The organism is uncultured Brevundimonas sp., from assembly GCF_937863155.1.
Lineage (GTDB): Bacteria > Pseudomonadota > Alphaproteobacteria > Caulobacterales > Caulobacteraceae > Brevundimonas.
In genome coordinates, this window is sequence record NZ_CALMFB010000025.1 from 12,374 (window position 1) to 25,710 (window position 13,337).

Annotated in this window: 15 protein-coding genes; 7 read left to right on the forward strand and 8 right to left on the reverse strand. The window is 69.3% G+C overall.

What is annotated here, in order from left to right; translation table 11 throughout:
- Positions 1–9: 9 nt before the first annotated feature.
- Complete coding sequence (uvrC, locus tag Q0581_RS04220) at positions 10–1,896, reverse strand: excinuclease ABC subunit UvrC (RefSeq protein WP_298697894.1); 1,887 nt, start codon at positions 1,894–1,896, stop codon at positions 10–12.
- 40 nt (positions 1,897–1,936) lie between these two features.
- Positions 1,937–2,374 (reverse strand): DMT family transporter, encoded by a 438-nt coding sequence (locus Q0581_RS04225; protein ID WP_298697896.1) that lies wholly within the window; start codon positions 2,372–2,374, stop codon positions 1,937–1,939.
- A 344-nt stretch (positions 2,375–2,718) separates the two neighbouring features.
- Here Q0581_RS04225 and Q0581_RS04230 point away from each other — a divergent pair, with 344 nt between their 5' ends.
- The 4 genes from Q0581_RS04230 to Q0581_RS04245 all read left to right on the forward strand — a co-directional run bounded on the left by Q0581_RS04230 (position 2,719) and on the right by Q0581_RS04245 (position 5,001).
- A complete protein-coding gene (locus tag Q0581_RS04230) occupies positions 2,719–3,483 on the forward strand; it encodes an SDR family oxidoreductase (RefSeq protein ID WP_298697898.1) in 765 nt (254 codons plus the stop codon).
- Positions 3,484–3,490: 7 nt separating this feature from the next.
- On the forward strand, positions 3,491–3,883 hold the full coding sequence (gene folB, locus Q0581_RS04235) for a dihydroneopterin aldolase (protein ID WP_298697900.1): 393 nt from the start codon (positions 3,491–3,493) through the stop codon (positions 3,881–3,883).
- A 69-nt stretch (positions 3,884–3,952) separates the two neighbouring features.
- Positions 3,953–4,600: a hypothetical protein gene (locus tag Q0581_RS04240; protein WP_298697902.1), complete on the forward strand. Its 648-nt coding sequence runs from the start codon at positions 3,953–3,955 to the stop codon at positions 4,598–4,600.
- Positions 4,601–4,617: 17 nt separating this feature from the next.
- Positions 4,618–5,001, forward strand: coding sequence for a hypothetical protein (locus Q0581_RS04245; RefSeq protein ID WP_298697904.1), 384 nt, complete (start codon positions 4,618–4,620; stop codon positions 4,999–5,001).
- A gap of 28 nt (positions 5,002–5,029) precedes the next feature.
- Here the strand turns inward: Q0581_RS04245 and Q0581_RS04250 are convergent, their stop codons facing one another.
- Positions 5,030–5,641 carry a DUF3617 family protein gene (locus tag Q0581_RS04250; RefSeq protein ID WP_298697906.1) on the reverse strand — a complete coding sequence of 204 codons (612 nt, stop codon included), beginning with the start codon at positions 5,639–5,641 and terminating at the stop codon, positions 5,030–5,032.
- Positions 5,642–5,734: 93 nt separating this feature from the next.
- On the opposite strand from Q0581_RS04250, the gene Q0581_RS04255 reads away from it, so the two are divergent.
- Complete coding sequence (locus tag Q0581_RS04255) at positions 5,735–6,025, forward strand: GNAT family N-acetyltransferase (RefSeq protein ID WP_298697908.1); 291 nt, start codon at positions 5,735–5,737, stop codon at positions 6,023–6,025.
- Positions 6,026–6,037: 12 nt separating this feature from the next.
- Here Q0581_RS04255 and Q0581_RS04260 read toward each other — a convergent pair whose 3' ends face one another.
- Positions 6,038–7,027 (reverse strand): SDR family oxidoreductase, encoded by a 990-nt coding sequence (locus tag Q0581_RS04260; RefSeq protein ID WP_298697910.1) that lies wholly within the window; start codon positions 7,025–7,027, stop codon positions 6,038–6,040.
- Between the two features lie 72 nt (positions 7,028–7,099).
- Here Q0581_RS04260 and Q0581_RS04265 point away from each other — a divergent pair, with 72 nt between their 5' ends.
- Both Q0581_RS04265 and Q0581_RS04270 read left to right on the forward strand, forming a co-directional pair.
- Positions 7,100–7,717, forward strand: a complete 618-nt coding sequence (locus Q0581_RS04265) for a DUF4126 domain-containing protein (RefSeq protein WP_298697912.1) — start codon at positions 7,100–7,102, stop codon at positions 7,715–7,717.
- 106 nt (positions 7,718–7,823) lie between these two features.
- Positions 7,824–8,459 carry a YceI family protein gene (locus Q0581_RS04270; RefSeq protein ID WP_298697914.1) on the forward strand — a complete coding sequence of 212 codons (636 nt, stop codon included), beginning with the start codon at positions 7,824–7,826 and terminating at the stop codon, positions 8,457–8,459.
- On the opposite strand, the gene Q0581_RS04275 is transcribed toward Q0581_RS04270, so the two are convergent.
- The 4 genes from Q0581_RS04275 to Q0581_RS04290 form a co-directional block, all read right to left on the reverse strand.
- Complete coding sequence (locus Q0581_RS04275; RefSeq protein WP_298697916.1) at positions 8,444–8,734, reverse strand: RNA-binding S4 domain-containing protein; 291 nt, start codon at positions 8,732–8,734, stop codon at positions 8,444–8,446. The genes Q0581_RS04270 and Q0581_RS04275 overlap by 16 nt on opposite strands.
- Entirely contained in the window at positions 8,731–10,038 is a 1,308-nt protein-coding gene (locus Q0581_RS04280) for an MFS transporter (protein WP_298697918.1), read from the reverse strand. Before Q0581_RS04280 ends, Q0581_RS04275 begins: the two co-directional genes overlap by 4 nt.
- A gap of 57 nt (positions 10,039–10,095) precedes the next feature.
- Positions 10,096–10,608 (reverse strand): ricin-type beta-trefoil lectin domain protein, encoded by a 513-nt coding sequence (locus Q0581_RS04285; protein WP_298697921.1) that lies wholly within the window; start codon positions 10,606–10,608, stop codon positions 10,096–10,098.
- Between the two features lie 80 nt (positions 10,609–10,688).
- On the reverse strand, positions 10,689–13,178 hold the full coding sequence (locus Q0581_RS04290; RefSeq protein WP_298697923.1) for a helicase-related protein: 2,490 nt from the start codon (positions 13,176–13,178) through the stop codon (positions 10,689–10,691).
- Positions 13,179–13,337 lie beyond the last annotated feature (159 nt).

Below are 13,337 nucleotides of genomic sequence, written 5' to 3' on the forward strand. Positions count from 1 at the left end.
GACATGGCCTCAGCCCTTATGGAAGAAATCGTGGATGCGCTGGGCCAGGGCCTGGCTGACGCCGTCCACCTTGACCAGATCGGCGATACTGGCGCGCGACACCCCCTTGGCCGAGCCGAAGGCGTGCAGCAGGGCCTTCTTGCGCCCCGGCCCCACGCCCTCGATCTCGTCCAGCGGATTGCGCGTGATGTCCATCGACCGGCGCTTGGCGTGGGCGCCGTTGGCGAAGCGGTGCGCCTCGTCCCGCAGCCGTTGCAGGTAATAAAGGGCCGGCGACTTCAGCGGCAGCATGAAGGGCGGCTTGCCGGGCATGAAGAATTTCTCCATCCCCGCGTCCCGATCCGGCCCCTTGGCCACCCCGACCACGGCGATGTCATCGACGCCCAGATCGGCCATGACCTTCAGCACCTCGGCCAGCTGTCCCGCCCCGCCGTCGATCAGCAGCAGGTCCGGCCGCTCGACCGCCTCGCCCTCGTCCTCGTCCTTGACCAGTCGGCTGAACCGGCGGCGCATCACCTCGCGCATCATGCCGTAGTCGTCGCCCGGGGTCAGGTCGGCGCCCTTGATGTTGAACTTGCGGTACTGGCTTTTCCTGAAACCCTCTGGCCCCGCCACCACCATGCCGCCGACCGCATTGGTCCCCTGGATGTGGGCGTTGTCGTAGATCTCGATCCGCTCGGGCCGGGCGTCCAGGCCGAAGGCCTCGCACACCTCGTCCAGAATCTTGCCCTGGGCCGAACTCTCGGCCAGGCGCCGCCCCAGGGCCTCTTTGGCGTTGGTCAGGGCGTGGTCCACCAGGGCCTTGCGGTCGCCGCGCCGGGGCTGTTCGATCGAGACCACGCGTCGGCCGTCGTCCTGCTTGGCCTTCAGCGAGAACGCCTCTTCCAGCAGCGCCTGCTCCAGCGGCAGGACATTGGCCAGGATCAGGCGCGGGACCGGCTTGTCCTCATAGAACTGGCCCAGGAAGGCCGACAGGATGGCGGCGTCGGCGTCGCTCTTGTCCACGCGCGGGAAATAGGCCCGGCCGCCCCAGTTCTGGCCCCCGCGATAGAAGAAGACCTGGACGCAGGCCTGTCCCCCCTCGGCGTGCAGGGCGAAGACGTCGGCCTCGGCCAGGCCCTCGGCGCTGACGGAATTCTCCATGCTGATGGCCGAAAGCGCCCGGATACGGTCGCGCACCCGGGCGGCGCGTTCGAAATCCATATCGTCGGACGCCGCCTGCATCTCGGCCGACAGTCGGCCGATCACCGCCCGCGACTTGCCGCGCAGAAAGGCCTCGGCCTCGTCCACCAGCGCCCCGTATTCGTCCAGCCCGATCAGGCCGGTGCAGGGCGCCGAGCATCGCTTGATCTGATGCAGCATGCAGGGGCGGGTGCGGGTCTCGTAGACGCTGTCCGAACACGAGCGCAGCAGAAAGGCCTTCTGCAGGGTGTTCAGCGTCCGGTTCACCGCCCAGGTCGAGGCGAAGGGGCCGAAATAGTCGCCCTTGATCGTGTGGGCGCCGCGATGTTTGCGCACCTGGGGCGCGCGATGGTCCTTGCGGATCATCAGCTCGGCGAACGACTTGTCGTCGCGCAGCACCACATTGAAGCGCGGCTTCAGCTGTTTGATGAAGTTGGATTCCAGCAGCAGGGCCTCGGTCTCGGTCGCCGTGACCACCAGTTGCATCGACCGGGTCTGCGACACCATCAGGCCGATGCGCTGGGTGTGGAACCGCCCCTGGGCGTATTGCAGGATGCGCTTCTTCAGGCTGCGCGCCTTGCCGACGTACAGGCACGACCCGTCCTCGCCATACATGCGATAGACGCCCGGCTTGTCCGGCGCGCGGCGCGCCTCGTCGCGGATCAGATCGGCCGCCTTCAGGGTAGATTCGGTTTCGGGCGTCGCCTCGGTCATCGCCGCCAATATAGGCCCAGCCGCGCCGCCGTGCAGCGGGTCAGAACCGGCGCACCATCACCACCCCGGCGATGACCAGGGCGACGCCGGCGATCCGGCCCAGGTTCAGCGGCTGCACCGGCTGGCCGAAGGCGCCGAAATGGTCCAGCACCAGTCCGACCAGCAACTGCCCAGCCACCATCAGGGTGATGGTCAGGGCCACGCCCAGGCGCGGCACGCCCCAGGTCGCCGCCACCACGAAGATCGCCCCATACAGCCCCCCGATCCAGGCATACCAGGGCAGGGCGCGCGCCGCCGTCATGTCCGGCCGCGCCTGCATCATCAGCGCCAGCACGCCCAGCGCCACAGTCCCCACGGCGAAGGAGACGAAGGCGGCGTTCACCGGCGATCCGACGGCCGTCATCAGCTTGGCGTTGGTCGGCGCCTGCAGGGCCGTGGCGCCGCCCGCCAGCACGACAGCGATCAGGGAGAAGATCATGGGATTCATGGGGGCAGGATTAGCCCAATGCGGCGCGTGAGAGTAGCGCCCATACCCTCTCCATCGTCATCCTCGGGCTTGACCCGAGGATCAGACCATCCGCGCGCTGGGCGGCGCCCGTTTGCCCCGCCGGCGCCACTCCTCCTTCACTGCGTTGGCAGCCGCCTCTGATCCTCGGGGCAAGCCCGAGGATGACGGAGCCGGGAGCATCCCTCTGCTTGAACCCCCGCGTCCGCCGCTTTATTGCGGGCGAAAGACAGGAGTGCTTCCCATGCTGGCCATCGCCGTCATCCTCGGCTTCGTCGCCGTTCTGGCCCTGATCAACTTCGTCGAGTTCGGCCGGGTTGACTGAGGCCGCCGTCCGTCGCGGCTCTGCGCTCGTCACGGGCGGGGCGCGGCGCATCGGCCGTTCGATCGTCCTGACCCTGGCGCGCGCCGGGTGGGACGTCGCCGTTCATCATCACCAGTCGCAAGCCGAGGCCGAACAGACGGCCGACGACGCCCGCGCTCTGGGCGTGCGCGCCGCCGTGCTGCGCGCCGACCTGGCGGACGAGACGCAGGCGCGCGATCTGGTTCCCCAGGCGGTCCAGGCGCTGGGGCCGCTGTCGGCCCTGGTCAACAACGCCTCGGTGTTCCGCGACGACCGCGTCGGCGCCCTGGATCGCGCCACCTGGGATGCGCATCTTCAGACCAATCTGCGCGCGCCGGTGGTCCTAGCCGAGGCCTTTGCAGCCCAGGCCCCGGACGGATCGGCCATCGTCAATCTGCTGGACCAGCGCGTTCTCAAGCCGGATCCGCGCTTCTTCTCCTACGCCCTGTCGCGCAATGGCCTGTGGTGGGTGACGCGAACCCTGGCCCAGGCCCTGGCGCCGCGCATCCGCGTCAATGGCGTCGGCCCCGGCCCGACACTGCCGTCCGTGTATCAGACGCCCGAAGAGTTCGCCGCCGAGGCCGCCGGCGCCCTGTTGCAGCGCCCGGTCGATCCCGAGGCGGTGGCGCGGGCGGTGTCGTGGCTGATTGACGCCGAACACGTCACCGGCCAGATGATCGCCGTCGATGGGGGCCAGCACCTGGCCTGGCGCACCCCCGACATCCTGGACCCGGAGTGACCCGCGCGTGAGCCAGCCCGTCGCCGCCTTTCCCGCCCCGGACAGCCCGCGCGCCGAAGCCTTGACCGTGCATGTGCGCGGCCTGCGGATCGAGGCGGGCATCGGCGTCTATGACCACGAACAGGGGCGGCTTCAGACCCTGGTGGTGTCGGCCGTCCTGACCCTGGCGCCGGGGCGGGTCGAACGCCTGTCCGACACCGTCAACTATGAGGCCGTGGCCGCCGCCGCCCGCGCCATCGCCGCCGAAGGCCATGTCGGCCTGGTCGAGACCTTCGCCCAAAGGCTGGCCCTGGCCTGCCTGGACGATCCGCGCGTCCAGCGGGTCGAGGTGGTCATCGACAAGCCCGGCGCCCTGGACGGCGCCGAGGCGGCGGGCTGTACGGTCGCCTTCGCCCGCTGAACGGTTGCGCCCGGCGCGCGCGGCCGCCATTGTCGGCTGTGTCGCGTGGCGATGTGTTTGAGGACCATGATGGCCGAACCCGGCGATCCGAACCGACCCGCCTCCACGGCGGCCCCCGACTGGGACGACGACCAGATCGGTTTCTGCACGCCCGCCAGTCTGAAGGCGGCGGCCGTTCCCGAGCCGGAACCCGAACCCGAGCCTGACGCCGCGCCTGAAGCCGAGCCTGAGCCTGAGCCCGCGGCGCCCGTCATCGCGGCCGAGCCGGAGCCTGATCTGTTCGACCCGGCGCCCCGGCCCGCCATCGACCCGGCCCCCGCCGCCATGGCCGCCGCGACGCCGGCATGGGCGGTCGAAACGCCCGCGCCCGATCGCCGGCCGGTCCAGCCGCAGGGCGTGCTGGGCCTGTACAGCATCTATGTGCTGATCCTGTTCGCGGTGCCGACCCTGGGCGTGTCGGCGGCTATCGGCCTGCTGGCGGTGACGGGGCGCGAGCCGCCAGCCGATCCGGTGGCCCGCAGCCATTTCATCTATCAGCAGCGCACCCTGTGGGCGGCGGCGCTGGCGGCCCTGCTGGGCGCCATACTGATCGTGGTCAATATCGGCGTCTTCGTGCTGTTCGTGCTGGCGCTGTGGATGATGGCGCGCGGCGCGGTCGGCGTGATGCGCCTGAAGGCCGGACAGGCCATCGCCGATCCCCGCCACTGGCTGTTCTGAACGCGAAAGGCCCCGCCATGACCGACCAACCCCGGTTCCAGTCCGGCCACGACAGCGAAGGCAAGGCCGCCGCCCTGGTGGCCTGGGCGCTGTACATCCTATCGATTCCCAGCGCCAACATCCTGGTGCTGGTGGGCCTGGTGGTCGCCTATGCGGCGCGCGGCCAGGCGGTCGGCGTCGCCCGCGCCCACATGGACGCCCAGATCCAGCTGTTCTGGTCGGTCTTCTGGTGGACCGTGGCCCTGTGGATCCTGATCCTGATCAGCGGCGTGCTGTCGCTGGTGCTGATCGGCATTCCCTTCCTGCTGCTCTTCATCGCGCTGTGGTTCCTGGTCAGCGTCTGGTTCACGGTGAAGAGCGTGCTGGGCCTGCTGGCGCTGTTGAACGACCGGGCGCCCTGATCGGACGGACGCCCGGCCTCGGTCGTCGTCAGGTCGCCGGCTTGGGCGGGGCCATCTTGGCCGCCATGTCGGCCATTTCCAGCATGTTGAACTTCATGCCGCCGGGAATGACTATGTCGCCCGGCTTCATGTCGGCCGGACAGGCGCCTTCATAGGTTCCTTCGCCCACCACGGTGATCGTGCCGTTCATGTGCGCCACCGAAGCGCCGGTGGTGGTGACGGTCGAGCGGCTGGTGTAGCGGGTTTTCATGTCGCCGGTCATGACGCCTTCGCTGACGCTGACGCCGCCGCCGCTGGCCGAATAGTCGCAGGTGGTGCGATAGCGCCAGCCGCCGCCGGGGTTCGGAATCAGGGTGGTCTTGTCGCACGATCCGCCGGCGGCTTGGGCGCCGAAGACGCTCATCCGTTCCTGCACATCGTCGTTCAGGCACATGCGGGTGGCGCCGGTCTGGCCCTCGCCGGTGACCGAGACGCTCCACACCCCGGCGCGCAGCTTGGGCGTCTGGGCCGTGGCGGGGGCCTGATCGCCGCGGGCGGCGGCGTCGCCGGCCTTGTCCGCCTCGTCCTTCTTGCTGCAGCTAATCACGGCCAGGGCGGCCGTCATGGCCACGGCTCCGGCGATCATCTTGCGTTTCGGCATTCTTCCCTCCAGTTCGCGGTTTCGTCAGACGCCGTCATGGAACGCCCGCGCGGCCACTCTGTTCGATAGTGCAGACTAACCCAGGACCCTGCCATGACCACACAGTTCCGCGATGTGCCCGCCGCCCAGAGGTTCGAGCAGGGTTTCACCGACGCCCAGGGCCAGACCCGCGCCGTCTTCGCCGACTATGCCGTCCAGGGACAGACGCGGCTGATCCTGCATGTCGAGGCCGATCCGGCCCTGCGCGGCGGCGGCGCCTCGGGCCGGTTCATGCAGGCCCTGGCCGAGCATGCGCGCGCCGAGGGGCTGAAGCTGCACCCTGTCTGCGGTTATGCCGTCGCCTGGTTGAAGCGCCACCCCGAGTACGGCGACGTCATGGCCTGAGGCGGTTTCGACCTAGCCGCCGCCATAGCCGCCGATGATCGGCAGCACCTCGCCGGTGATGTAGCTGGAGCATTGCGGGGAGGCCAGGAAGACGAAGGCCGGGGCGATCTCTTCGGGCTGGGCGGGGCGCTTCATCACCGTCTGCGATCCGAAGTGAGCCGTCTTCTCCGCATCCTTGTCGGCGGGGTTCAGTGGCGTCCAGACCGGGCCGGGCGCGACCACGTTCACGCGGATTCCACGCGGCGCCAGATGGGTTCCCAGTGAACGGGCGAAGGCGTGGATGCCGCCCTTGGTCAGGGAATAGTCCAGCAGATCCTTGTTGCCGTCGATGCCGGTGATCGAGCCGGTCATGACGATGGCCGCCCCCGTCTTCAGGTGCGGGACCGCCGCCTTCACCAGGTTGAAATAGCCATAGAGATTGGTCTTCAGCGTCCGGTCGAAATGCTCGTAGGTCAGGTCTTCCAGCGCGGGCACATGCTCCTGGAAGGCGGCGTTGGGAACCACGACGTCAAGCCGGCCGAACGCTTGCACCGTCGCCTCCACCGCAGTCTGGCAGAAGGCGGGATCGGACACGTCGCCCTTCAGAACGATCGCCGTGCGTCCCTCGGCCTCGACCGCCGCCCGGGTCGTTTCGGCGTCGCGGTCTTCGTCCAGATGACAGATGGCGACGTCACAGCCTTCGCGCGCGAACAGCACAGCCACCGCCCGGCCGATGCCGCTGTCTGCGCCGGTGATGAGGGCGGCCATCCCCTCCAGCTTGCCCGACCCCTTCCAGAAGGGGGCGTCGTACATCGGAGCGGGGTCCAGCTGCCATTCCTGGCCCGGTTTTTTCTGGTGCTGTTTGGGGAAGGGCGGTTCGGGATATCTGCGCGCGCCGGCCTGAACGGCGCCGTCGTTCTTTTCTTCCTCTTCGGACTTCGCGTCCTTGGCGTCGATGGGCGCTTGAATGGCGCGCTGGCGTTCAGCGATGTCTTCGGCGCGGTCGGCGTGGCGGTCGTCCATAGTCGGGTCTCCTGAAGGGCTTGCCGGAACAAGCGGCTGGAGCCGAACCGGGTTCCGGCGCATTGTGCGGGCATGGATGCGATCCCGACGGCGTTTCTGACCACCTGGGTTCTGCCCGTTCTGCTGGGGCTGGGCCTGGCCTCGGCGACGGGGCTGCGCACCTTTCTGCCGCTCTTGATGCTGGCGCTGGCGGCCAAGTTCGAGTTCGCGGGCGTCCGTCTGAACGACCAGATGGCCTGGCTGGCGGGATGGCCGACCATCGCCGCCCTGGCCATCGCCGCCACGGTCGAGTTCGCGGGCGACAAGATTCCGGCCGTCGATCATGCGCTGAACGCCCTGGGCTTCGTCACCCGGCCGGTCGCGGGCGCGGTGGCGGCCGGCAGCGTGCTGTGGAGCATGGACCCCACGGTCGCCGCCGTCGCCGGGGTGATCGTGGGCGCCCCGGCCGCCCTGGCCTTCAATGCGGCCCAGGGCGGAATGCGCGCGGCCTCGACCGCCACGACCGGCGGCCTGGGCAATCCGGTGGTCAGTCTGGTCGAGGACGTGCTGGCCTTCTTCACCGCCATCCTGGCCCTGCTGGCGCCGATCCTGGTGCCGGTGCTTCTGGTGCTGCTGATGATCGTGGTGTTCCGCATCGGCCGGCGTCTCAGGATGGCCAGCGGCGGGGCCGCGCCCGTTTCGGACGGCTGAAGACGGTGTCGCACTTGCATTGCGCGAAGGCGCGCCAATCTGTAACGGTGTCGATTACGTTATCGCCTTTTCCCCTCAACACCCAGAAAGCCACACCATGCATTCCATGATCCGTTCCACCGCCCTGGCGCTGGCCCTGACCGTCTCGGGCGGCGTGCTGCTGACGGCCGGCGGCGTCGTCGCCCGCGCTGAACTGACCCGCACTCCGGCCGAGGTGCGCGCCGGCGCCTACAAGCTGGATTCCGACCACGGCAAGATCACCTGGGGCGTCAGCCACCTGGGCTTCTCGACCTATTTCGGCCAGTTCGTGAACGTGCAGGCCGAACTGGTGCTGGACCCGGCCAATCCGTCGGCCAGCCGCCTGACCGCCACCATCCCGCTGACCGATGTGGACTCCAACTCGGACGGTCTGGACGGCCACCTGCAGACGGCGGACTTCTTCGACACCGCCAACCATCCGACCGCCACCTTCGTCTCGCGCTCGATCACCGTGGACGCCGATGATCCGACCGAGGCGACCGTGGTCGGCGACCTGACCCTGCGCGGGGTCACCAGGCCGGTGACCATGGAGGTCCAGTTCAACCAGGCCGGCCCGTCGATGGGCGGGGTCTACAAGGCCGGCTTCGACGGCGAGGCGGTGATCAAGCGGTCGGACTTCGGCATCTCCTACGCCCTGCCGGTGCTGGGCGACGAGGTGAAGCTGCATATCGAAGGCGAGTTCGTGCTTCAGCCTTCGGCCTGATCCACGGGCAGATAAAGGGCGCGCGCCTCGCTGGCGGGGCCGCGCCTTTCGCCCAGGGCTAGAACCCGCACCTGGGTCAAACGTCCGCCCAGGACGATCAGCACCTGGTCGCCGATGTGGACGCTGCGGCTGGGCTTGTCGACGCGGCCCTGGCGGCCCTGGTGGGTCAGGCGCACGGCCCCGCCCTCGACCAGGGCGGCGGCCAGGCTGCGGCTCTTGGCGAAGCGGGCGCGCCACAGCCAGACGTCGATGCGGCAGGACGCGGCCTCGGTCATGAAGGCTTAGCGTAGGCGGCCGACAGCCTGCGATACTGGGGCGAGTTGAAGGCGATCACGGTGGCGATCAGACCCACCAGGCCCGCCACGGTGAAGACCAGGGCCATGCCGCGCGCCGGCCCCGTCCCGAACCAGCCGCCGATAGCCTGGGCGCCCCAGCCGTCGGTCATGAAGGGGATGACGATGAACTGGGTCAGCGGCCCGATCAGAAACGCCGTCAGGGGCGAGGCCGCCTGCTCGACCGACTGAGCAAAGCCGAACACCCGGCCCTGACGCTCATAGGGCACGACCTTCTGCAAGGTCGTCTGTTCCGCCGCCTCGGCGAATGGCCCCAGGAACATCCAGACCACTAGGCCGGCGGTCATCAGCAGGATCGACGGCTGGATCGTGAAGACGCAGGCCACCGACCAGGCGATCAGATTGGCCACCATCAGGGTGCGCAGGGGCCGTGACCCCAGGCCGGTGCGCGCGATCACGACGCCGCTGACGATGAAGGACATCGAGACGAAGCCCCACAGCATGCCCCAGTGCTGAACCTTCATCAGTGACAGGCCATAGGGGTCCATCAGCGCCATGAAGACCCCGCCCAGCAGATTGTTGAAGGTGGCGAAGAAGATTAAGGCGAACAGGCCCGGCACCCCGGCGATGACGGCGATGGTGCCGCGCAGATCGACCTTGCGTTTCGGCGCCCGCTGGTCGTCCGACGTCGGATGCGGCTCCGGCTCGTCCAGCGGCGTGAACCGCAGATGCAGGAAGACCAGGACCGTCAGAGCCATCGACACCGACAGGGCCGCCGTCATCCCGCCCCAGGCGACCAGGAATCCCGAAATGACCGAGGTGGTCAGAAAGCCGATGCCGGTGACCATGCCCACCAGGCCGTTAGCCTTGTCGCGCGCATCCTCAGGCACCAGCAGGGTGACCAGGGTCGGCAGGGCGATGGCGCGGACATTGCCGGCGATGACCCCCAGCATGACCAGTCCGATCAGCAGCCACAGCCATGGGCTGGCGACGCCGCTCAGACCGTCGGGCGGCGCGGCCCTCAGCACGGCGAAGGACAGGACATAGAAGGTCAGGGACACCAGGCTGGAGCCCAGCATCACCCGCTTCTTCCTGTGGTGATCGACCAGGCTGCCGAACCAGAAGGCCAGGCCCGCCGTCAGCACCAGATAGAGGCCCGCGATCACCCCGGTGGCGAAGACCGAGCGCGTCTCCAGATAGACCCAGAAGGTCAGGGCGAACCACACCGTGAAATTGGTGATGTTGGCGACCAGATTATTGGCCAGCAGGTGATGAAAGACGCGCATGTCCGCATCAATGCAGGCGCGTCGCGTTTGGCAAGGGTATCGTCGACCGGATGGCCTTTAGCGGACGGGATTGAACGTCCAGGCCTCGTTCGGTTCGTCGCTGCATCGCCAGGCGATCACGCGGGTTCCGCGCGTCTGGCGTTGTCCCTCGATGTTGATGCAGAACCCATAGGCGCCGCGAATGGCAAAGGGTTCGCGACCCGTGAACCGCCAGGTCTGGGCGGGCGAGCCGGACTGACAGCGCGCCAGACGCAACTGCTGACCCTGCTGCCACGGCGTATCGACGCAGAACAGGCCGTCGCGGCCGGCGATGGTCAGCCGCATGTCGCCGTCGGGTCCGACCCGTTCGGCGCGAAACCGCTCATTGTCGGTGCCGACGCAGTCCCAGGTGATCAGGACCGCGCCTTCATGTATGCGACCGCCCGAGACGTTCAGGCACAGGTCGTTCATCCGGCTGATGATCTGATAGTCGCCGCCATAGAAGCCCCGCTCATGCGACCCCATTTCCTGGGCCGAAGACGGCGTGGCGAGTGCGGCCAGCAGCAGGCTGGGCAGGATGGCGCGGATCATGTGGAAGCCCCCTGTGGTCGCGGGGCAGGTTAAGCCTGATTGCGGAACAGCGATAGGCGTAACGTCGCCGACGCCGGTCGTCATCCGCCTGGGGCGCGGGCGGCCGGCTTGCGTTTCGGGCGTCGGCGTCGCGGCGGCGCCGGCGCGGCCGTCAGTTCGGCCAGCCTGGCGAATGGAGAGTCCCTGACCACGGCCGGCCGCCCCTCGCGGTCGGGCATCTGGGCGCGGACGGTCTTCAGCGCCGCCCAGATCGCCTTGGCCTCACTGGCGGTCCAGCCCAGGGACGTCAGGGCCGCGTCCGACAGCGTTCCCTTGCCTTCGCGACGCAGGTCGGCGGCGCGCTCCAGATCCTCGACGGGCACGGCCCACCGCCCGGCGGCCCGCATCCCGAAGGCCGACAGCGCCCCCATCGACGGCGCGGGGTCCGGCAGCGGCGTCAGCCCGACCGATGTCGCCCGGAACGGCTCGGCGGCGCGGAAGGCCTGGGCCATCATGCGGGCGCGGGGCTTCAGCACCCCCGGCAGCCAGACCGAATGGGTTCCGACGCGCACGGCGAAGGCCTTCAGGGTGCGCCGCTCGACCTGGCTCAGGGCATGCAGGTCGCGCTCGACCTCGCGTCGGTCGATGACGCCGCCGGCTTCCAGCAGTCGGAAGGCGATACCCCGCGGCAGGCCCTTCAGCGTGCCGCTCTCGACCGCCTGTTTCAGCCGCCGCAGATCACGCAGGGCGCGCCCGGCCTCGGCCGCCAGCCAGGCCTCGATGCGCCGCCGCGCCCGCTCGCGCGCCGGTTCCGGCCCCAGGTCGCCTAGCAGGCGTATGCGCGGTGAAAACGGATCGCCGCCCGTGATCTGGGCCGCCAGGGCGCCGCGCCACATCACCGCGCCGTCGGGCGCCACCGAAAAGGCCGCGTCCTCATCCCCCGCCAGCCGGCCCAGACGCCGCGCGATCTCTGGCCCCACGGCGTGGCGGGCGGCGGCGCGCAGGGCCCTGTCGGCCAAGACCGATCCCCCCGTGGCCGGGGCGAACCGCACCCCGTCCAGCCGCCCCACCGACTGGCCCTCGACCAGAACCTCGCCGTCGTCGGCGATCTCGGTCCCCATGTCGGCCCGGTCGTTCAGGGCGCGCATCAGGGCGGTGGTCTTGCGATCCACGAAGCGGGCGGTCAGCCGCTCGTGCAGCACGTCCGACAGACGGTCCTCCAGCGCGCGGGCCGCCTCGCGCCATTCCTGCGGTCGATCCAGCCAGTCGGGGCGGGCGGCGATATAGGCCAGGGTCCGAACGCCGGACAGCCGGGCCGACAGCTGGTCGATCTGACCGTCGTCGCGGTCCAGATCCTTGAACCGGGCGCCGAACCAGTCGTGGGTCAGGCGGCCGCGCTTGCCCGTCAGGGCCTGGAAGATGTCGCGCGCCAGCCGGGCGTGTTCGTCGGGCGTGGTCTTCTGGAAGTCCGGCAGCTGGCAGGTCTCCCACAGACGCATGACGGCCCCGCGCGAACGGGCGATCTTCTGGATATCCGGGTCGGCGGCGGCGCGGCGCAGCAGGGTCTCGTCCAGCGCCTGGGCCGTCAGGGTCAGGCCGGGCACGCCGGACAGGACCGTCAGCGACCGCAACAGGTCCGGCAGGGTGTCGAAATCCAGCCGGGCGTTGCGCCATTGCGCGGCCTCCAGCGGATCGAACCGGTGCTCGACCACCTGTTCGACCAGATCGGGGTCCAGATCCTCCGCCTCGCCCGTCACGCCGAAGGTGCCGTCACGCAGATGCCGCCCGGCCCGCCCGGCGATCTGGCCGATCTCATGCGCGTGCAGCCAGCGGGTGCGGCGGCCGTCGAACTTCCTCAGGCCCGCGAAGGCGACATGGTCCACGTCCATGTTCAGCCCCATGCCGATGGCGTCGGTGGCGACCAGGAAGTCCACCTCGCCCGACTGGAACAGGGCCACCTGGGCGTTGCGGGTGCGGGGGCTGAGCGACCCCATGACCACGGCGGCCCCGCCCCTCTGGCGCCGGATCAGTTCGGCGATGGCGTAGACCTGCTCGGCGCTGAAGGCGACGATGGCGCTGCGGCGGGGCAGGCGGGTGATCTTCTTGGACCCGGCATAGCTCAGGTTCGACAGCCGCTCGCGCGACACCACCTCCACATCCGGGACCAGACGCCGGATCAGCGGCGCGGCCGTCCCGGCGCCCAGGAACATGGTCTCGAACCGACCGCGCGCATGCAGCAATCTCTGCGTGAAGACATGGCCGCGCTCGGGGTCGGCGATCAGCTGGATCTCGTCGATGGCCAGGAAGTCGACCGACCGCTCCATCGGCATGGCCTCGACGGTCGAGACGACATAGGCCGGGCGCGGCGGAACGATTTTCTCCTCGCCGGTGATCAGGGCGACGGCGGCCGCGCCGCGCCGCGCCACGATCCGTTCATAGACCTCGCGCGCCAGCAGACGCAGCGGCAGGCCGATCATGCCCGAGGCGTGACCCAGCATCCGCTCGACCGCCAGATGGGTCTTGCCGGTGTTGGTGGGCCCCAGGACGGCGGTGACGCGCGACGGGGCCATGCCTGCGGAACGGTCGCTCATGACCCCTGGAAGGTGGCGATTCCCGGCGGCTTCCTCAAGCGTCGCCGCGCCCGGTTAATGCGGCCGTTCATGGCGGCGGAACAGGCGCGAAACGAATCAGGACCGAATCGCTGACACGGCCCGATTCGGGATTTGTTCCCTACAAGGTATTGTATCTTA

Coding starts and splice junctions, on each gene's coding strand:
- Q0581_RS04245 (WP_298697904.1), top strand. CDS start 4,618: ATGACCGACCAACCCCGGTTCCAGTCCGGCCACGACAGCGAAGGCAAG.
- Q0581_RS04250 (WP_298697906.1), bottom strand. CDS start 5,641: ATGCCGAAACGCAAGATGATCGCCGGAGCCGTGGCCATGACGGCCGCC.
- Q0581_RS04270 (WP_298697914.1), top strand. CDS start 7,824: ATGATCCGTTCCACCGCCCTGGCGCTGGCCCTGACCGTCTCGGGCGGC.
- Q0581_RS04275 (WP_298697916.1), bottom strand. CDS start 8,734: ATGACCGAGGCCGCGTCCTGCCGCATCGACGTCTGGCTGTGGCGCGCC.
- Q0581_RS04260 (WP_298697910.1), bottom strand. CDS start 7,027: ATGGACGACCGCCACGCCGACCGCGCCGAAGACATCGCTGAACGCCAG.
- Q0581_RS04265 (WP_298697912.1), top strand. CDS start 7,100: ATGGATGCGATCCCGACGGCGTTTCTGACCACCTGGGTTCTGCCCGTT.
- Q0581_RS04240 (WP_298697902.1), top strand. CDS start 3,953: ATGGCCGAACCCGGCGATCCGAACCGACCCGCCTCCACGGCGGCCCCC.
- Q0581_RS04225 (WP_298697896.1), bottom strand. CDS start 2,374: ATGATCTTCTCCCTGATCGCTGTCGTGCTGGCGGGCGGCGCCACGGCC.
- Q0581_RS04290 (WP_298697923.1), bottom strand. CDS start 13,178: ATGAGCGACCGTTCCGCAGGCATGGCCCCGTCGCGCGTCACCGCCGTC.
- Q0581_RS04285 (WP_298697921.1), bottom strand. CDS start 10,608: ATGATCCGCGCCATCCTGCCCAGCCTGCTGCTGGCCGCACTCGCCACG.
- uvrC (WP_298697894.1), bottom strand. CDS start 1,896: ATGACCGAGGCGACGCCCGAAACCGAATCTACCCTGAAGGCGGCCGAT.
- Q0581_RS04255 (WP_298697908.1), top strand. CDS start 5,735: ATGACCACACAGTTCCGCGATGTGCCCGCCGCCCAGAGGTTCGAGCAG.
- Q0581_RS04280 (WP_298697918.1), bottom strand. CDS start 10,038: ATGCGCGTCTTTCATCACCTGCTGGCCAATAATCTGGTCGCCAACATC.